Annotated in this window: 13 protein-coding genes and 1 tRNA gene; 8 read left to right on the top strand and 6 right to left on the bottom strand. The window is 60.1% G+C overall.

Going from position 1 to position 18,695, the window contains the following annotated elements:
* Positions 1 to 30: 30 nt before the first annotated feature.
* The 5 genes from B150_RS0115680 to hutG are packed head-to-tail and all read left to right on the top strand — an operon-like array spanning position 31 to position 6,198.
* Positions 31 to 1,404: a formimidoylglutamate deiminase gene (locus B150_RS0115680; protein ID WP_020400894.1), complete on the top strand. Its 1,374-nt coding sequence runs from the start codon at positions 31 to 33 to the stop codon at positions 1,402 to 1,404.
* Positions 1,401 to 2,129, top strand: a complete 729-nt coding sequence (gene hutC / locus B150_RS21445) for a histidine utilization transcriptional repressor HutC (protein WP_020400893.1) — start codon at positions 1,401 to 1,403, stop codon at positions 2,127 to 2,129. Before B150_RS0115680 ends, hutC begins: the two co-directional genes overlap by 4 nt.
* A 28-nt stretch (positions 2,130 to 2,157) precedes the next feature.
* Positions 2,158 to 3,816, top strand: coding sequence for a urocanate hydratase (gene hutU, locus B150_RS0115670; protein ID WP_020400892.1), 1,659 nt, complete (start codon positions 2,158 to 2,160; stop codon positions 3,814 to 3,816).
* A gap of 16 nt (positions 3,817 to 3,832) precedes the next feature.
* Positions 3,833 to 5,386 (top strand): histidine ammonia-lyase, encoded by a 1,554-nt coding sequence (hutH, locus tag B150_RS0115665; RefSeq protein WP_020400891.1) that lies wholly within the window; start codon positions 3,833 to 3,835, stop codon positions 5,384 to 5,386.
* Entirely contained in the window at positions 5,380 to 6,198 is an 819-nt protein-coding gene (hutG, locus tag B150_RS0115660; RefSeq protein WP_025895757.1) for an N-formylglutamate deformylase, read from the top strand. Before hutH ends, hutG begins: the two co-directional genes overlap by 7 nt.
* Here hutG and B150_RS22610 read toward each other — a convergent pair.
* Genes B150_RS22610 through B150_RS0115645 form a run of 3 tightly spaced genes read right to left on the bottom strand, consistent with a single transcriptional unit; the run spans position 6,182 to position 8,390 of the window.
* Positions 6,182 to 6,637: a methyltransferase family protein gene (locus B150_RS22610; RefSeq protein WP_020400889.1), complete on the bottom strand. Its 456-nt coding sequence runs from the start codon at positions 6,635 to 6,637 to the stop codon at positions 6,182 to 6,184. The genes hutG and B150_RS22610 overlap by 17 nt on opposite strands.
* An 8-nt stretch (positions 6,638 to 6,645) precedes the next feature.
* On the bottom strand, positions 6,646 to 7,059 hold the full coding sequence (locus B150_RS0115650) for a VOC family protein (protein ID WP_020400888.1): 414 nt from the start codon (positions 7,057 to 7,059) through the stop codon (positions 6,646 to 6,648).
* 11 nt (positions 7,060 to 7,070) lie between these two features.
* The gene (locus B150_RS0115645) at positions 7,071 to 8,390 is read right to left on the bottom strand and encodes an amidohydrolase (protein ID WP_020400887.1); all 1,320 of its coding nucleotides are present in this window, start codon (positions 8,388 to 8,390) and stop codon (positions 7,071 to 7,073) included.
* A 188-nt stretch (positions 8,391 to 8,578) separates the two neighbouring features.
* Between B150_RS0115645 and B150_RS0115640 the strand changes: the two genes are divergently transcribed.
* Positions 8,579 to 8,668 (top strand) — tRNA-Ser (locus tag B150_RS0115640).
* 56 nt (positions 8,669 to 8,724) lie between these two features.
* On the opposite strand, the gene B150_RS0115635 is transcribed toward B150_RS0115640, so the two are convergent.
* From B150_RS0115635 to B150_RS0115625, 3 genes are all read right to left on the bottom strand, one after another.
* Positions 8,725 to 9,255, bottom strand: coding sequence for a dihydrofolate reductase family protein (locus B150_RS0115635; protein ID WP_020400886.1), 531 nt, complete (start codon positions 9,253 to 9,255; stop codon positions 8,725 to 8,727).
* Between the two features lie 57 nt (positions 9,256 to 9,312).
* Entirely contained in the window at positions 9,313 to 10,467 is a 1,155-nt protein-coding gene (locus B150_RS0115630) for a DmpA family aminopeptidase (protein ID WP_211205948.1), read from the bottom strand.
* A 111-nt stretch (positions 10,468 to 10,578) separates the two neighbouring features.
* The gene (locus B150_RS0115625; protein ID WP_020400884.1) at positions 10,579 to 12,291 is read right to left on the bottom strand and encodes a hypothetical protein; all 1,713 of its coding nucleotides are present in this window, start codon (positions 12,289 to 12,291) and stop codon (positions 10,579 to 10,581) included.
* A gap of 267 nt (positions 12,292 to 12,558) precedes the next feature.
* Here B150_RS0115625 and B150_RS0115620 point away from each other — a divergent pair, with 267 nt between their 5' ends.
* Together B150_RS0115620 and B150_RS0115615 are read left to right on the top strand one after the other, a co-directional pair.
* The gene (locus B150_RS0115620; RefSeq protein ID WP_155860095.1) at positions 12,559 to 14,316 is read left to right on the top strand and encodes an autotransporter assembly complex protein TamA; all 1,758 of its coding nucleotides are present in this window, start codon (positions 12,559 to 12,561) and stop codon (positions 14,314 to 14,316) included.
* On the top strand, positions 14,313 to 18,602 hold the full coding sequence (locus B150_RS0115615; protein ID WP_020400882.1) for a translocation/assembly module TamB domain-containing protein: 4,290 nt from the start codon (positions 14,313 to 14,315) through the stop codon (positions 18,600 to 18,602). Before B150_RS0115620 ends, B150_RS0115615 begins: the two co-directional genes overlap by 4 nt.
* The last annotated feature ends 93 nt before the right edge of the window (positions 18,603 to 18,695 follow it).

The raw sequence follows: 18,695 nt of genomic DNA, 5'->3' as shown, positions 1-18,695 counted from the left end.
CAAACCTGTATATACAAGTTGGAGGCAGGCATGCAAAAACATTATTTCAAAGATGGGCTGATCGGGGCTAATTGGGCGTCGGACATTTGCCTGCATGTGGATGCTGACGGCCTGGTCACCAAGGTCGAAACTGGTGTTATTCCGCCCAGGGGTATTGTGGCACACGCCACCGTGCTGCCCGCGATGCCCAACCTACATAGCCATGCCTTCCAGCGCGCCTTTGCGGGCCTAGCCGAATTCAGGACGCCGGGACAGTCCGACTTCTGGAGCTGGCGCACCGCCATGTATCATTTCGCGGCGCACATGACGCCCGAGGCGGTGGAGGTGATCGCATCCGCGCTGTATATCGAGATGCTGAAGGCGGGTTATTCCGCGGTCGGTGAGTTTCACTATCTGCACAACAGCCATGTGGACCAAGCGCTTGCCATGTCAGACGCCATCATTACGGCAGCGGAACAAACGGGCATTGCGCTCACGCACCTGCCGGTTCTTTACCAGACAGCGGATTTTGGCGGTGTGCCCGCGAGCAAGGGCCAGGCGCCTTTCCTGCATGCGGACGGCGAGTATGACCGGCTGCTCAAGATTTTGAAGCCGCGCCTCAAGGGGCGCAACAAACTCGGCCTTTGTTTCCACAGCCTGCGTGCGGTGCCGGAAGAGGCGTTTGCGCCTGCCATCGCGACCATGGACAGCCTTGATGACAGTGCCCCCATCCATATCCATATCGCGGAGCAGATGCGCGAGGTGGAAGCCTGCGTGAAGTCCACCGGAAAGCGCCCTGTGGAGTGGCTGCTGGCAAACCAGAATGTGGACGCGCGCTGGTGCCTCATCCACGCAACCCATGTGAATGAGGCCGAATGGCGCGGTATAGCTGAGCGCGGCGCGGTTGTGGGCCTGTGCCCGGCGACGGAAGCCAATCTCGGTGACGGTATTTTTCCCGCCGCCGAATTCATGGCCGCGGGCGGGCGCTTCGGCATTGGCTCAGACAGCCATATCAGCATCGACCCGCGCGAGGAACTCAGGCTGCTTGAGTACGGCCAGCGCCTCACGCGTCAAGCCCGCACGGTGCTGACGGGCGAGGGCGGCGGCCATACGGGCGAATTTCTGTGGGCGCAGGCAGCAAAAGGGGGCGCGCAGGCGCTCGGCCAGCCCATCGGCGAAATCGCTGTTGGTAAACGCGCTGACCTCATCGTGCTGGACCGCACCTGCCCCACCTTTGCAGGCGCAAGTTATGCGCAGGTGGTGGACGCTTTTGTCTTTGCGGGCCAACCGAATCCGGTGAGCGACGTGATGGTCGCTGGCGAGTGGGTAGTGAGGGCGGGCAAACACGCCAAAGAGGATGAGGTGTTTGCGCGGTATGGCGAGCTTGTCGGCCGCATCGCCGCGAAGATGGAGGGCGTGGAATGACCCTGCCGCTGCCACGCTACGAACAGGTCAAACGCCATATTATGGACGGCATTGAGGCTGGTTCCTATGTGGCCGGTGACAAGCTGCCGAGCGAGAACGAGTTGGTGCGCGCCCTCGGTGTTTCCCGCATGACGGTAAACCGCGCACTCAGGGAGTTGACGGAAGAAGGCCATATTCTGCGCCGCGCGGGCATGGGCAGCTTTGTCGCTGATCGCCGCATGCGTGGGCACGCGGCGGATATCCTGAGCATCCGCGACGAGCTTGCCGCACGCGGTGAGGTCTGGTCCGCCGATGTGCTGGCGCTTGAGGCGCGGGCGCTGCCGAAAGACATCGCGGCCGAGTTTGGCTGGGCCGAGGGCACGGAGGCTTATTACCTGCTTGTGCTCCACAAGGGCGACAACACGCCGATGGAGCTGGAGGAACGCTGGGTGAACCCGAGCATCGCGCCAGAGCTGACCATGCAGGATTTCACCGCACAAACACCGACCGATTACCTACTGGCGGTCGCCCCGCTTCTGCGTGCCGAGCATGTGGTGCGCGCGGTGGGCGCGTCGGCGCGGGAAGTCAAATACCTTGAGATTGACCGCGGCAGCCCGTGCCTTGAAATCGGCCGCCGCACCTGGACCGGGGAACGGGTCGCCAGCTACGCGCGGCTCCTCTACCCCGGTGACAGATACGAACTGACGGCGCGCTTTTCGCCCGTCGGCGCTTCAAACAACACATAGAACACCCGTCAAGAAGGGACTGAATGCCATGAAAAACCGCCCCGATATCCACGCGCCGCATGGTGCGACGCTTACGTGCAAAAGCTGGGCAACCGAAGCGCCGATGCGCATGCTGATGAACAACCTTGATCCCATGGTGGCTGAAAACCCTGAGGAACTGGTGGTTTACGGCGGTATCGGCCGCGCTGCGCGGAACTGGGAGTGTTATGAGACCATCGTCTCCACACTCAAGGGTATGGAGGAGGATGAGACCCTTCTGGTGCAATCCGGCAAGCCGGTCGGCGTTTTCCGCACGCACACGGATGCGCCGCGGGTGCTGATCGCCAACTCCAACCTCGTGCCTGCGTGGGCGAACTGGGACCACTTCAATGAGCTCGATAAAAAAGGGCTGATGATGTACGGCCAGATGACCGCGGGTTCATGGATTTATATCGGCAGTCAGGGCATCGTGCAGGGCACCTATGAAACCTTTGTCGAGATGGGCCGCCAGCACTTCGGCGGCAGCCTCAAGGGTAAATGGATTTTGACCGCGGGCCTCGGCGGTATGGGCGGCGCGCAGCCGCTGGCGGCAACCATGGCGGGCGCAAGCTGCATGGCGATCGAATGTCAGGAAAGCCGAATCGAATACCGGCTCAAGACCGGTTATCTCGATACCCGCGCCGACACGGTTGAGGAAGCGCTGGAGATCATCGAACGCGCCCACAGCCAAGGTAAGGCTGTCTCCGTCGGTGTGCTGGGTAACGCCGCTGAAATCCTGCCGGAAATGGTGAAAAAAGGCATCCGCCCCGACGCGCTAACGGACCAGACCTCCGCCCACGACCCGGTGAACGGCTACCTGCCGATCGGCTGGACGGTGGAGGAATGGTTCACGAAGCGCGAGACCGACCCGAAAGCCGTCGCCGCGGTCTCCAAACCCTCGATGGCGGTGCACGTGCAGGCGATGCTTGACTATCACCGCATGGGCGTGCCGACGGTCGATTACGGCAACAATATCCGTCAGGTCGCCTTTGACGAGGGCGTGAAGGACGCCTTTGATTTCCCTGGTTTTGTGCCGGCTTATATCCGCCCGCTCTTCTGCCGTGGCATCGGCCCGTTCCGCTGGGCGGCGCTTTCGGGCGACCCGGAGGATATCTACAAGACCGACCAGAAGGTGAAGGAACTGATCCCCGATAACCCGCACCTGCATAACTGGCTTGATATGGCGCGCGAGCGTATCCAGTTCCAGGGCCTGCCCGCGCGCATCTGCTGGGTGGGGCTTGGCGACCGACACCGCCTTGGCCTGGCCTTCAACGAGATGGTCAAAAACGGGGAGTTGAAGGCGCCGGTCGTGATTGGCCGTGACCACCTTGATAGTGGCTCGGTCGCGAGCCCGAACCGGGAAACCGAAGCGATGAAAGACGGCTCTGACGCTGTATCCGACTGGCCGCTTCTGAACGCGCTTCTCAATACCGCATCAGGCGCCACATGGGTCAGTCTGCACCACGGTGGCGGCGTTGGCATGGGCTACAGCCAGCACTCGGGCGTTGTGATCCTGTGTGACGGCACCGAAGCTGCCGCGAAACGCGTGGGCCGTGTGCTGTGGAACGACCCGGCGACGGGCGTGATGCGCCACGCCGACGCGGGGTACGAGATCGCGCAGGAGTGCGCGCGGGAAAAAGGCCTCAACCTGCCAATGCTGGCAAAGTAAGAGAGTAGGGCAGTTTATGAGCAAACATCAGATGGTCCGCAAAGCGGGTGAGTTCAGCCTTCAGGACCTGAGGCATATATACGAGAAACCGACAGAACTGGCGCTTGACCGGTCCGACCAGGGCCGGATCGAGGAAGCCCGCAAAACGGTGACCGACCTCATCAGTCGCGGCGAGACCGCTTACGGCATCAACACAGGCTTCGGCCTGATGGCGAACACGCGCATCAAATCGGCCGATGTGGAACGCCTGCAGGAAAACCTTGTGCTCTCGCACGCGACCGGCACGGGCGAACCGCTCAAAGACGGCGTCGTGCGGCTTGTGCTGGCGCTCAAGTCCACCTCACTCGCGCAGGGGCATTCGGGCGTGCGGCCCAAACTGATTGATGCACTTCTGGCGCTGCTTGCCCATGAGGTATACCCGGTCATCCCGGCGAAGGGTTCGGTTGGTGCATCGGGCGATTTGGCACCACTCGCGCATATGTCCGCGGTGCTGCTGGGTTACGGCGAGGTGCGCCATGCGGGCAAGGTGATGCCGGCCAAGGACGGCCTCAAGCTCGCGGGGCTTGAGCCCATGGCGCTTGAAGCCAAGGAAGGCCTCGCGCTTCTCAATGGCACGCAGGTTTCAACCGCGCTGTCGCTCTCGGGTCTGTTCGAGATCGAGAATGTGTTTGCTTCCGCCATGGTCGCGGGCGCGATGAGTGTCGACGCGATGAAAGGCAGCGATGTGCCCTTTGATGCACGCATCCATGCCGTGCGTCGCCAGCAGGGGCAGATCGATACCGCGGCCACCTACCGCGCGCTGCTTGAGGGGTCCGAGATCCGCCACAGTCATGACGACTGCGAAAAAGTGCAGGACCCTTATAGCCTCCGCTGTCAGCCACAGGTGATGGGCGCCGCGCTTGGTGTGATGCGGCAGGCGGCAGAAACCCTGCTCACCGAAGCCAACGCGGTGACCGACAACCCGCTTATCTTCCCCGATGAGGGTGACATCCTTTCCGGCGGTAACTTCCACGCCGAACCGGTGGCGATGGCCGCTGACATGCTGGCAATCGCGGTGTCCGAGATCGCATCGATTTCTGAACGTCGCACCAGTCTGCTGGTGGACCCCAAGATGTCTGGCCTGCCGGCGTTCCTCGTCAAGGACGGTGGCCTCAACTCCGGCTTCATGATCGCGCAGGTTACGACCGCTGCGCTGGTGAGCGAGAACAAGACCTACGCCCACCCCGCGAGTGTCGATTCGATCCCCACGTCCGCGGGGCAGGAGGACCATGTATCGATGGCGACCTTCGCCGGACGCCGCCTGCATGACATGGCCGAGAACGCGGGCGCGGTGATCGCCATCGAACTTCTCGCGGCGGCGCAAGGGGTTGACTTCCACAGGCCGCTCCGGTCCAGCGAGACGCTTGAGAGCGTGCATGCCCTCATTCGGGAATTGGTGGATTTTTACGAGGAAGACAGGTATTTTGCGCCGGATATAGAAGCCGTGCGTCGCTTGGTAGCGGCAGGCACCCTCAACCGATTTGTGGATACGCTGCTGCCCTCGACCCACCTCGGGAGCATTAGATTTTGAGTGCCAAGTATAATCTGAGCCGGGGCGATAGTCCCCTCGTTGTTTCCATGCCGCATTGCGGTGAAGCGCTCGGCCCGTTCGCCGGGCGCATGACAGCTGCTGCTTGCCAGATCGCGGATACCGACTGGCATTTGCCGCGCCTTTACGGCTTCCTCACTGACCTTGATGCCACGGTGCTGTCGGCTGAATTTTCACGCTATGTGATCGACCTCAACCGCGACCCGTCGGGCAAAAGCCTGTACCCCGGCCAGAACGTCACTGAACTGTGCCCCACCAGCACTTTCGCTGAAGAGCCGATCTACAAGCCGGGTGAGGAACCAAACAGTGTGGAAGTGCGGGAACGCGCTGAGACCTATTGGCACCCGTACCATACCGCCCTGATGGCGGAGCTTGAGCGCGTGAAGGCCATGCACGGCTATGCGCTTCTGTGGGACGCACACTCCATCCGCTCCCACGTGCCGCGTTTCTTTGATGGCCGCCTGCCGGACCTCAACCTTGGCACCAATGACGGCGCGTCCTGTGACCTTGTCCTTGCCGAACAGGTTTATGCCGCCGCGCGGGAAGCCGCAGGTTTCACCAGTGTGCTCAACGGTCGCTTCAAGGGTGGTTACATCACCCGCCGTTATGGCAGCCCGCTGGATGACGTCCACGCCATCCAGCTTGAGCTGGCGCAGGTGACATACATGGACGAGAGCCATCCGTTCGCGTACCGGGAGGAGCTCGCGAACAAAGTCGCCGCACCCATCCGCCGCATGATGGAAGCCATGCTTGCGTGGCGGCCAGAGGTCGCGAAGCTTAAATCCAGCGCCTGACGCTTGCCTTATAGGCCAGGTATTCCTCACCGAAAGCTTCGGTGAGCATACGTTCCTCCCGGCGGATGAAATAATGCTGGATGAGTGCAATGAAGGCGATGATCGGGATCACCGGCGACCACCCGCCGGTGAGGGGCCACAGGCCCACTAGCAAAAGCACCATCGCCAGATACATCGGGTTGCGCGTGTATCTGTAAGCGCCACCCGTCACGAGCTTTTCTGATCGCTCGCCCGGGAAGAATGTGGTGCCGGATGCGATGAACCGGTTCTTCTCCCGGAACGCCATCCACACCGCAAAAGCGCAGAGCGGCAGGCCGTAAAAATGCGCGAACGACTGCCCGGTCTCCATCCGCCCCAGAATATGCATCGCGATGGCCGCAAGGATCATCAGGTGCGGCGGGAAAATACGGTAGGGATTGTCTTTCGATAGCCTGCCCATCTTTCACCTCACTTCGCGAACAGTTGGCTTGGGTCCTTGAAGGCCTTGAATTCAAGCGCATTGCCGGCGGGGTCGAGGAAGAACATGGTGGCCTGTTCACCCACCTCTCCCTCGAACCGGATGCCGGGCTCGATGATGAATTCAACCTCAGCCGCCGCTAGCCGCGTTGCGAGGCTGTGCCAGTCTTCCCAGTCGAGCACCACACCATAGTGGAAGCTGGGCACCGCCTTGCCGTCCACATCGTTATGGTCCGGCTGACCGACGGGGGTGCCGAGATGCACTACAAACTGGTGGCCGAAGAAATCGAAATCCACCCACCGGTCGGACGACCGCCCCTCGGGGCAGCCCATCATATCACCATAGAAGGCCCGCGCGGCCGCAAGGTCATCAACGGGTACGGCAAGATGGAAGGGCTGCACCATGATGGCTCTCCTTACTTTTTCATCAGGTCCATGACCGCGATGGTCATGGCCTCAACACCGGCCTTGATCGAAGGCTCAGGCGCGATCTTGAAGAAGGGCGAGTGGTGGCCAGCAACCGCAGGGCCGCCGTTTTTCGCTTCCTCGAACCACTCGGGCAGGGTGCCGCCCACATAGAAATAGAAGCCCGGCACGTCTTCTTCGGTCATGGTGAACTCGGAGAAATCCTCCGCGCCCATGCCGCGCTGCACGTATGGCAGCAGCTTGTCTTCGCCCAGCTTTTCCTTGAGTGCTGCATCAACACGCGCGGTCAGTGCGTCGTCGTTCACCGTCGTCGGTGCGCTTGTCACTGAAAGCTCGACGGTCGGCAGCATGTCTTCCGGCAGGCCAGCGACACGACCAGTGTTCTCGGCAATGCGCTTGATGCCTTGAAGCAGCTGCGCGCGCACTTCTTCGTCGTTCGAGCGCACAGTCAGGGTCAGCTTGGCCTCGTCCGAGATGATGTTGTTCTTGGTGCCCGCGTGGAAGGTGCCCACGGTCACAACACCCGGCGACAGTGGCGAAATCTCGCGCGAGACCAGCGTCTGCAGCGCGTTCACGATCTGCGCGCCAATCACGATCGGGTCCTTGCCTTGGTGCGGGGACGCGCCGTGGGTGCCCACGCCGTGCACGGTGATGTGCACGCTGTCAGACGACGAGAACATGATGCCCGGCTTATAGACAACCTTGCCCGCAGGCACACCTGCCGCCACATGAAGCGCCAGCGCATAATCCGGCACACCGAAGCGGCCATAGATATCGTCCTTGATCATCGCCTTCGCGCCCGAGATCACTTCTTCCGCCGGTTGGCCCACCAGCATCAGGGTGCCGGACCATTTGTCCTTGTGCGCCACAAGGCGGCGCGCGGTGCCAATGAGGCTCGTGATGTGCATGTCGTGGCCGCAGGCATGCATCACCGGCATCTCAACGCCGTTCATGTCCGTTTGGGTAACCGTGGATTGGTATTCAAGGCCGGTGTTTTCCTTGACTGGCAGGCCGTCCATGTCGGCGCGCACCATCACGAGGGGGCCGTCACCATTTTTCATCATGGCAACCACGCCTGTGCCAGCCACGCCAGTGGTGACATCAAAACCAAGGCCCTTCAGCTCATCCGCAATCTTGGCCGACGTGCGGGTCTCGCGGAAGGAAAGTTCCGGGTTTTTGTGGAAGTCCAGGAACAGGCTCTCAAGGTAGCCGTAATCGTCGGCAACTTCTTTGTTCAGGTCGCTTGCCATGCCCGGCGCGCTGATAGCTGTCGCCAGCATGAAGGCGGCGGTGTGTTTCAGGTATTTCATGTGTCTACTCCCCGTGAGCTGATTTTGTGATGGTCGCTTTTGGCGGATATTTGTGCACATCAGACGGGGGCTTGGCAATGGAAGCTTGCTGTCGAATTTTTGCGGATTGGGAACGGCGCCAAATTTTTTTTATGCCGCGCGAGATTGTGTCGTTGACTCGGGGGAGGGCCTTGGGTATTCACGGCGGCGGAGAGGTGGCCGAGTGGCTTAAGGCGCTCGCCTGCTAAGCGAGTTGGGGCTAACGCCCCTCGCGGGTTCGAATCCCGTCCTCTCCGCCACTTAAAAAGCCACCTGCCACGGTGGCTTTTTTTATGTCTCCTGCACAAGCGTCACATCATGCAGGCACGTAGGTGAGCCTGATCACCTCATTGCCGATACGGTCCTGAGCCACAAGGCGCAGGCGCGGGCCGGGGCCGGGGAACAGGGGTGCGCCGCTGCCGAGGATGACGGGGTGCGTATAGAGCCGGTATTCGTCAATGAGGCCGAGGTCCATGAAGCTTTTGGCAAGCTTGGGGCCGGAGACTGAAATCTCGCCCGTGTGTTCCGCCCTCAATGTGCGGGCAAAGCTTTCAATGTCTTGCTTGATGAGGGTCGTGTTTGGCCCTGTGGCCGCAAGCGAGTTGGAGATGACCCATTTCGGTAGTTGCCGCCACGCGGTGGCGAACGCGCGGTGATCGTCGTCCCACGCCGCGTCGTCGGTGTCCCAGTAGCTCATGATCTCATACATGCCGGTGCCGTAGATGCTGCCGCTGAGGCCTTTCACATGTTCGGTCCAGTGCCGGAACAGCACCTCATCCGGCGCGAACCTGTCGTGGTCGACATAACCGTCGAGCGAGACATTCATGCCAAAGATTATTTTTGCCATCGTCTGTTATCCGTTCGTTGTTTTCTTTTTTATTCAGGTGCTTGCGTGGGGCCTGTCTTATGGGTGATATTTTTTCACCAGCTTCCGTACTTCCTCAACCGGCAGCACTGCCACGCCGCTGTCGCCCGGTCTATAACCTTTGCCGTCATGGTTTGCCCCGGCCATCAGGAGCGAGTTGTAAATGGCTTCCTCCGTTGCTTCGATCGTGGCTTCAAAAAGCGGTGACATATTGCCGTTCGGCACGTCGGCAATCTGGCTCGTCTCGCTCCGGCGCGCTGGGGTGCGGCGCACGGCCTCACTCGTTGAGAACGCAATTACATAGTCGCCACTGCCATTGGTGAGCGATGCGCCGGTGCGCGCAAGGCCGCCCATGGCGCGGCGGGCAACACGCTCAAGGTTGCGGTCAGAGAGCGGGGCGTCGGTCGCGACGATGATCATGATCGAGCCATCTGCCCGGTCGTCTGCCACATGGTCTTGCAGGTAAAACTGATTAAGCTCTTCCCCAACAGGAATGCCGTCCATCTGCAGGATGCCGCCGTAGTTCGACTGCACCAGCACACCCACCGTGTGACTACCGAGCGAGGCGGGCAGCTTGCGCGACGAGGTGCCGATGCCGCCTTTCCAGCCGAAAGCCACTGTGCCGGTACCCGCACCCACGGCGCCTTCAGCGACTGGGCCAGCTTTGGCGCTCTCAATAGCCTCAACCACCATTTCAGGGGTGACGTGGCGGCCACGAATGTCATTCAGATGCCCATCATTGGTTTCGCCCACAATGGCGTTGACGGAGCCTACATCTTCATTGCCTGGCTGGCTGAGAGTCCAACCGATGATGGCGTTTGCAGCTTCGGGCACATTCAAGGTGTTGGTGAGCACAATGGGCGTTTCAATTTCACCCAGCTCAAGGATCTGGCTAATGCCCATCATCTTGCCAAATCCGTTGCCGATAACGACAGCCGCAGGCACCTTGTTCTGATAAAGATTATCACCATGCGGCAGGATTGCGGTCGCGCCCGTGCGAATGTGATCGCCCTCCATCAGCGTGACATGCCCGACCCGGACGCCGTCCACATCAGTGATCGCGTTGTGGGCGCCCGGTGACAGCACGCCGGGCGCAATGCCAAGCTCGCGGGCCCTTACGACCAGGTCTTTGGCGGCCAGCGTGCCTGTCAGCAGTATACCGGCCAAAAAGGCCGAGACCATATTCCGTATCATTATTGCAACTCCCCAATCTTCTGTGCGGTGTGCCAACGCCACCGCCTTTTGCCATTAAAGACGGTGGCGACAAGGATGTCCATGGGGGGCAGGAGGCGTCGGTACGGATCGTCAGTCGGTACTCTCAGTGCCACTCGTGGGGGGGAGGGTGCCTTGCGCTTCTGCCGCAGCGATAACCGGGGCTTTTGCGCTATGATCGCGCGAGGCCTTGTTCATGCCAGCCAGTGCGCCGATGTTGGCAAGGTCCTCTTCCGAGGTGACAGACGCCAGCTTCTGCGCAGATTGGCCAAACCGGTGCATTTCTGTGTTCAGCTCGTCACACAGGGCTTCGTCCTTGGTAAAGCCCAATAGCCAGCGTGTCTGTTCAAGGTTCTGCCGTCCTGATGCAGCGAAGGTCGAGGTCGCGGCTTCACAGGTCCACAGATAATAGGACAGCCGGGATTGGATGACCGTGTTTTCGCTGAGCGTCGAATCGTAAATCGACTTGCCGGTTGCGATCTTGGCTTCGGTAAAAGTGCCTTCCATGCGCAGGTAGGTAAGCTTGGATGAGAAGCAGACTTCAGCCCAGAAAACATGGACGGCCTGCGCGAGGAATTTTGCATAAACGGCAAGAGTCAGCGGCACCAAAAGGCCCTCGTACCAATCTCCCGTATTGGTGAATGGAGCCGAGGAGATATAAGAGAATGTCCAGATCGCGGAAATGAGCAACAGCACGTGCGCGGCGACGCCGGAGATGTTCTGGATCAGCTTGTGTTGGGGTGGGAGTTCAAGTGTTACGGGTTTTGGCTGGATTTCGGTAATCTGAATGCCAGCAAACTTGCCGCGATTTGTACCTTGTTCCCACGTCAGTTCGGGGCGGACCCGCAAATATTCCCGGTTGGGAATTTCGAGATAGCGATGTTTGGTCAGTTGCACTTCAACCGCCCTTGTCAGGTCACTCGGATGAACGCCGACCTCAAGGTGTTCGATCCGCTCAGCGACCTCGGTTTTTGGGTTGGCGACCGACGCCCTGAGTGTGCACAGCATAACCACCGCAACCGAGACGATAACAGAAAGCAGTGTCGCACCTACAAGCCATCCGGTACCGGAAAGGGGAGCAGGGGGCAGGCGCAGCCCTTCGTTATGCTCAAGATAGGAGAGGCCAACTGGTGCGAGCACGGCAACGATCACGAAGAAAGCCAGCGTGCCGATGTTGCCCCGATGCAGGTCGGTGTCCGTCAGCACTGACGCGCGCGGGAAGTTATTGAGCCCGATAAAGAGGATCGAGATCGCGCCCATGAGGTAAAGCCACCCAGTCGCGGCCTCAGACAGAAGAATGACTCCCACGCCGCCCGAAATTTTCGCGAGCATGATCAGCGCCAAAGTGAACAGTGTAAGAATCATATTGTGGGATGCGCGCACTGCCAGTTGGCGGACCGGAACCGGCACAAACAGAAGCCGTGGCAGCAGGCTGTGAACCGCGCGGGCTGCGAGGCCGACAGGCTCCGCAAAATGAATATTAACGCGCTCCTCGATCATTTTTGCGATGTCGAGAGCATCTTTGGCGCGAGGCAGGTCAGATGGTACATTCCGCCCGACATAAAAACGGAACAGCTTAAAGAGGCCACCCACTGTGCCCGCGAGGCCGACGATGACAAAAATCACCCCGGCCAATAGGGCCACGATCTCTGTCGCGGAAGGTTCGCCCGCCACTTGCGCTTTTGTGGTCAGCAGGAGCAGGACACCAAGGGCAAGGGATACAAGGCCCCGACCGCAGGTAAGTGCGCCTTCCAGTTTGAACGGATTACGGATGGAAAGCTCGGACGAGCCAAAATCGAACGCCATACAGACCCCCAGATGCGGTACAATTTCTGCGATCCATTTTTGATATTATTGCGCGAGGGTCAATTTGAATCTGCATGGATAAGGGTTCTCGCCGCTGGAACCCACGGTGGTACTGATGCGGGAGGTGCGTGCAATGGTCCCCCGCTCATCGTTGTACAATCTTGTAACTGCCACATTTGCGGGGTAATCATGACGTTCACACTATGGTAAAACTCAATAAATCCGGGGGTTAACTCGGTGCGGGCCAGCATTGCCGCAATTTTTTTCATGAGCATGATGTCCCTGCCTGCGGCGGCGCAACCCGCGTGCGGGAAAAGTGGCTTTGCGGTCGATTTCTCGCTCGACGCGCCTGAGAAGGCAAAAACGCTCAGGGAGATGCTTCTCGAAGTGTCGCGCCTTGAGGAAAGCGATGGGGAGTGTATCTCCTCCCTCGCGCGGCTTGACGCTAACCTGGACGCTGACCTTGAAACCTTCCGCCGTGTGCTGAAGTCCGAAGGTTATTATAACGCCGTGCTCGACAGCCGGGTGGAGAATACGGGCGGGCGCGTGACCCTTGTGGTTTTTGTGCGCCCCGGCCCCCGCTACGGCATTGAGAAAATCACCACAACCTTTGTTGAAGAAGGCCAGGAAGTCACGGTTGAGGATGCGCAGCCATCGCTTATCGAGGGCCAGATGGCGCGGTCTGAGGATATCGTTGCGGCCGAACAGCAGTTGCTGTCCTTCCTTGGTGACAAGGGCTACCCCTTCGCGCTTGCAGATGACCGGCAGGTGATCGTGGACCACGCCACCCGCGGGGTGACGGTGCACTACCGTGTGGATACAGGTCCGCGTGTGCGCTTCGGTGACGTGCGCTATGAGGGGCTGGACCGCACCGAGGGCAGCTACCTTGACCGCATGATCCCATGGTCGAGTGATGAATATGTCGAGCAGTCCGAGGTGAATGAGTTTCGCAAGCGACTGATGGGCTCCGGCCTTTTCCGCTCCACCTCCGTTGAGGTGGCGGAGCCGGATGAGGCAGCGACCGAGGAGGACTCTCGCGCACCCATCCTTGTGAAAGTGGATGAGGCGCCGCCACGGCGTATCGAGCTTGGTGCTGGTTATTCCACCGGCGAAGGCTTCGAGACCGAAGCCTCATGGGCGAACCGTAACGCTTGGGGGCGGGGTGAAAACCTCAAATTCTCCGCCAAGCTGGGGGAGAGTGAACAGACAGTCTCCGGCGATCTCAGGAAGCCGCATTTCCGTCGCTACGGCCAGACGCTTATCCTCAACTCCCGCCTCGGGCGCGAGAGTACACCGGCCTACAAGGAGCTGCTGTTTGAGAGCTTCGCGGGGGTCGAACGCAAGCTGAGCGACGAATTTGTCGGCTCGCTCGGGCTCACGCTCAAGGCCAATCAGGTGCGCGAGAATGACGCGCGGAACGAATATGTGCTGTTTGGCGTGCCCGCAGGCATCGGCTTTGACAACACACGTTCGCTTCTCGATCCCAAAAACGGTATCCGCGCGCACTTGCGGGTGCAGCCCAATGTGTCACTCATCCGCGATAATTTCTTTTTCCTGACCAACGAGTTTCGCGCTTCCGCCTATTTCACGTCGGAAGCGATGAGCCGCATTACCTTAGCGGCGCGTGTGCGTGCGGGCGCCACCTTCGGTGTGGGCGAGAACACGCTGCCGCTCAGCGAACGTTTCTTCGCGGGCGGCGGTGGGTCCGTGCGCGGCTTTTCCTATCAGGAACTTGGCCCCAAAGACGCGGACGGTGACCCGCTCGGTGGCCGGTCCGTGGCCGAAGTCGCTTTTGAGACCCGCGTGCGTATCACCAATACCATCAGTCTTGTGCCGTTCATTGATGGCGGTGCGGTCTATTCCAGCACCACACCCGATTTTGGCGGCTTCCGCTGGGGCACTGGCATGGGCGTGCGCTACCATACTTCCATCGCGCCGGTACGGCTTGATGTGGCCTTCCCCATCAACCGGCAGGAAGGCGAGAGCGCGGTGGCCATCTATCTCAGTGTGGGGCAGGCGTTTTGAGCGGGGCGGCTGAACATAAAACCACAGCCCTCGCGTGGCTGAAGCGTATTGCGCTGGGCATCACCTTGACCGCGCTGCTGCTCGTTGCAGGGGCGACAAGTTTCCTGTGGTGGCTCAATAGCGACAGCGGCCACGAATGGCTTGCCGGCACATTGAGTGCCGACCTCGATAGTGAGACATTTGGCATCGATATCACCGCTATTGAGGGTGATATATACGGTGACTTTACCGCGCGGGGCCTGCGCATATCAGACGCTGAGGGCGTGTGGCTCGACGCGCTGGAGCTGCGCATTGCGTGGTCGCCCAGTGCGCTTCTGTCACGGGAAGTCCATGTAAACACACTTTCCGGGCAACCAGTGACGGTTTCGCGCCTGCCGAAAGGTGGCGAGGAGAGTGAAGGCGGCTCGCTTCCGGTTGCTGTGCGCGCGGATGACGTGGACCTCGCGGTGAACTTTGAAGGCGATAGCTACCGACTGGACCTCACCCGCGCGTCCTACGCTGCAGGCCGGGTGCGCGGCAATCTTGTGCTTGAGAATGCGGACAGGACCGACAGTGTCACAGCAACCGTTGAAGCGGCGGATGATGGCAGCGCCTTCGACCTCAAGCTCGACGTGTCCGCCCGCAAGGGTGGGCTGGTGACCGGCCTTCTTGGCCTCGCGCCAGGTGATAGCGTCAGCGCTAATGCAGCGGCGAGCGGCAGCTTTAAGGCCTGGCAGGGCACGCTTCGGGCCGAAGTGCCGGGCAAGCTTGCCGTGACCGGCGAAGGTGGTGCCACAGGCGGCATCTGGAAGATCAAGCTGCGGCAACGCGAGAACGCGTTTGTACCGGATGTGTTGGCCCGGTCGCTCGGCGGCGCGGTGACTGCGGACGTTACCGTAAACCCGCATGCGCTTGATAACCTTGAGGTGATGGTTGACCTTGGCGGCACTGGGTTGCAGGCCAGCCTGTTTGGCATCGTGTCGCTTGAGGGCGGCGTGACGATTGATGAAGGCAAGCTGAGCGCGGAGCTGGACCGCTTCGAGACATCCACGGTCGAGATTACCGATATTGCCGCTGAAGGGCATGTGACCCTTGAGGGCGGCCATCTGACCCTGACGGACTATAGCGCCAAAGCGGGCCAGCTTGTCACCAGGGGCATGACCTTCAAGATGCTGGAGGCGACGGGTGACCTGCGGGTGGCAGAGGGTACTGTGTCAGGCGGTGTTGAAACAGCTACGGTTACGCTCACGCCGCCGGGCCTTGAGGAAATGCGGGTGCGGGCCGAGGAAGGCGACTGGTCCTATGACATCGCAAGCGAGGGCTGGAAAGTCGCGATGTCGCGCCTTGAAGGTAGTGATTTGCAAGCGTCGACCGTCGCAGCAGAAGGCGGGCCCAAGGGCCTCAAGTCCGCGTCCGGCAAGGCGGTGGTGCCGAGTGCTTTTCTCGCGCGCTGGCATGGCGGTGCGCTAACAGCCGGGCAGCTTGACCTTGATATCACCTCAAGTGGGGTGACTGCATCGGGCGCGCGGCTGAACGGTACGATCAAGGGCAACAAGCTCGCTTATGAAAGCGCGGCGATTGCCGAGCTTCTAGGTCCTGCGCCCACAATCAATGCACGGGTGCTGATTGCAGACGGCGGCACGCTCACGCTAGAAAACGCCGCGCTTGATGGCGCAAATCTGGACATTGACGCACAGGGCAAGGTTGGCGGCAGCCAGCTTGACCTCAAATTCGAGGGCAAGGTCGGCGAAACCGAGAAGCTTCTGGGTGAGGGTGCTGTGCTTACCGGTGAAACCGCTTTCAAGGGCAGCGTGCAGGGCGATGCGGCTGCGCCTACCGTCAAGGTGGAAACGGCACTCGCGTCCCTTGATGCTTACGGCGTGCTATTGAGTGAGCCCGCATTCTCCCTCTCTCTCACCCCGCAGCAGGGTGAAGGTGGCGGTGTTGCAGGTGATATGAAAATCACCGCCCTCAGCCCGCTGGGTGACACCGAGGTCACGAGCCCCGTCAGTATCGCGGGTGGCGTGGTTGCGCTGAATGCCATCAAGATTTCATCCCCGGGCGCAGACGCGACAGGCGCGCTGACATGGCGCGGTGATGAGGGCATGGACGCGAATTTGAAGCTGGTGCTTGCGCCGGGCAGGGAAGAGACTTTCAACCTGCGCGGCGAAGGCTCGGCGGATGTCAGTTTCAGCATGCGCGGTGAGCGCATGTCTGCAGGTCTTGTGCTTGATGTGCAGGACCTGAGGGTGGCACGCCCTGGCCATTTCCCGGTCAGGATCGAGATGGCACAAGGCACTGTGACGTTCGACAAGGACGGCAAGGTCATCAGCTATCAGGCTGACCTAGCTGCAAGCAATATCGCAAGCGGCGCTGAAAAGATCGATACCCTTACGGTGAAGGGCGACTCCGCCGACAGCGACCCGCTGCGGGCAGAACTCACAGGCTATTTGGGCAACCGCTTTGACCTCAAACTCGCCGCCAAACCACGGCAGGGCGGTTTGGATGTAACCTTTGATGCCGCTTATGGCGACACCTTGGCCTCGACGCGGGAAGCTGTGGTCGTGCGCTGGGGCGGGGAAGAGGACCTGCTTGTCGACATCCCGGGGCTTGATCTCGCCGGTGGTGCCCTGAGCGCCAAGGGTACGCTTTCGGGTGAAGACATGAAGCTGACGCTTGATGCGCGTGGTCTGAGCATGACCATGGTTAATCTGGCGCGGCCCGGCTCGGTCGAGGCAGGTACGGTTGATGCCATAATAGACTTTGACCGCAGCGGCGGCACCGAGGTGGGTAACGCCAAAGTCTCCTTCACCGGCCTTACCTTGCCACGCTGGCGTCTTGCTGCGGCGCCAGATACTTATGATGGCGGTATAACGGCCACGATGCAGGAAGGCACGATCAGCTTTGACGGCACGATTGTGGAAGCCGGAGCCGAATTCGGCAAACTTACCGGTAACCTCCCTTATGAACGGCTTCAGGGACGGCAGGGCTATGCGATCCGCGACGGTGCGCCGCTTGAGATGGCGCTTACATGGAAAGGTGACGTGGCGCCCATCTGGCTGCTCGCACGCCGGCCCGAGCACATGCTCACAGGCCAACTTGACGGCAAGCTGACGCTGTCGGGCGAACTGTCGGACCCGCACTTCGCGGGCGACCTGAACCTCCGGGACGGGCACTATGAATATGACCCCCTTGGGCTGGTCGCTGAAATTGAAGTGCTGCACGTCACTGGCACGCAAGATCATATCGAACTGTCTGAACTGCGCGCCAATGACGGCGAGGACGGCAAGCTGACGGGCGAGGGCCGGTTTGAGCTTTCGTCCAAGCTGGCGTTCCCTGGCAGGTTGACAGCCGAGATGGAAGATTTCCGTGTCGCGCGGCTTGATGAATTCCGCGGTGATGCCTCTGCGTCCCTTGTGTATGAACGCACGGAGACCGATGCCACTTTGTCGGGCTCTGTCAAGACCGGGCCAATGCGCGTGAAAATGCCTAAGGAACTGCCGCGCAGCGTGGTCGAGATTGATGTGATTGAGATCAATGGTGCGGAAGAACTGGCGGGCCTGACTACACAGAACCAGCCGGTGAAAAATCGACCGACAAACCTGTCGATTGCGGTTGAAGTGCCTGGGCGCTTCTTCTTTGAAGGTCGCGGCTTGAAAAGCGAGTGGCAGGGCGACCTGTTGATAGCAGGCACAAGCGACGACCCTGAAATTACCGGCAGCATGAATGTGCGCGACGGGTCTTTCACCTTTGGCAGCAAAGCATTTGAACTGACAGAAGGCCTGCTTACGTTCCGGGGGGGCAAGACCATTGACCCTGATATTGCCGTGACTGCCGTGCACACGACGCCGAATCTTGAAGCGCAGCTGCGGATCAGTGGTCCGTCATCCGCACCTGAATTTGCGCTGACATCGACCCCTGTGTTGCCGGAGGATGAAATTCTTGCGCGCATTCTACTGGGTAAGTCTGTGTCAGACCTTTCGGCCTTCCAACTGGCGGAACTTGTGGTTGCGATGGATACCTTGCGTGGGGGTGGCAGCTTCGATGTTGTTGGTAAGCTTCGGCGTGGGCTTGGTCTCGATACACTTTCCTTCGGTCGTACGGAAGGCGAGGACGAGAACGCCACGACCGTTACCGGCGGTAAATACTTGAGGAAAAACATCTATCTGGAAGTTGAGACCTCTACTGCATCTAGCGAGACGGCAACCAGGTTGAAGATAGATCTTACCAAGAACTTACTAGTCGAAACCGAGGTCGGCCCACGTCAGGGTAGTAGTCTCAAGCTTAAATGGTTCTGGGATTATTAGGGTATTACTTAATGATTAAGGTCAGTGATTCTGACAGATTATTCGTTTACAACTATTAAGGTTAATAAATTATTCGATAAACTGCTTATTAAC

The organism is Kordiimonas gwangyangensis DSM 19435 = JCM 12864 (assembly GCF_000375545.1).
In the GTDB taxonomy this organism is placed as follows: domain Bacteria; phylum Pseudomonadota; class Alphaproteobacteria; order Sphingomonadales; family Kordiimonadaceae; genus Kordiimonas; species Kordiimonas gwangyangensis.
Note: the sequence above shows the minus strand (reverse complement) of the source record. Positions and strands in the feature narration are given on the sequence as shown.

Excerpts from the sequence above, each read along its gene's own strand:
- B150_RS0115680 (WP_020400894.1), top strand. The coding sequence starts at position 31 with ATGCAAAAACATTATTTCAAAGATGGGCTGATCGGGGCTAATTGGGCG.
- hutC (WP_020400893.1), top strand. The coding sequence starts at position 1,401 with ATGACCCTGCCGCTGCCACGCTACGAACAGGTCAAACGCCATATTATG.
- hutU (WP_020400892.1), top strand. The coding sequence starts at position 2,158 with ATGAAAAACCGCCCCGATATCCACGCGCCGCATGGTGCGACGCTTACG.
- hutH (WP_020400891.1), top strand. The coding sequence starts at position 3,833 with ATGAGCAAACATCAGATGGTCCGCAAAGCGGGTGAGTTCAGCCTTCAG.
- B150_RS22610 (WP_020400889.1), bottom strand. The coding sequence starts at position 6,637 with ATGGGCAGGCTATCGAAAGACAATCCCTACCGTATTTTCCCGCCGCAC.
- B150_RS0115650 (WP_020400888.1), bottom strand. The coding sequence starts at position 7,059 with ATGGTGCAGCCCTTCCATCTTGCCGTACCCGTTGATGACCTTGCGGCC.
- B150_RS0115645 (WP_020400887.1), bottom strand. The coding sequence starts at position 8,390 with ATGAAATACCTGAAACACACCGCCGCCTTCATGCTGGCGACAGCTATC.
- B150_RS0115635 (WP_020400886.1), bottom strand. The coding sequence starts at position 9,255 with ATGGCAAAAATAATCTTTGGCATGAATGTCTCGCTCGACGGTTATGTC.
- B150_RS0115630 (WP_211205948.1), bottom strand. The coding sequence starts at position 10,467 with ATGATACGGAATATGGTCTCGGCCTTTTTGGCCGGTATACTGCTGACA.
- B150_RS0115625 (WP_020400884.1), bottom strand. The coding sequence starts at position 12,291 with ATGGCGTTCGATTTTGGCTCGTCCGAGCTTTCCATCCGTAATCCGTTC.
- B150_RS0115620 (WP_155860095.1), top strand. The coding sequence starts at position 12,559 with ATGAGCATGATGTCCCTGCCTGCGGCGGCGCAACCCGCGTGCGGGAAA.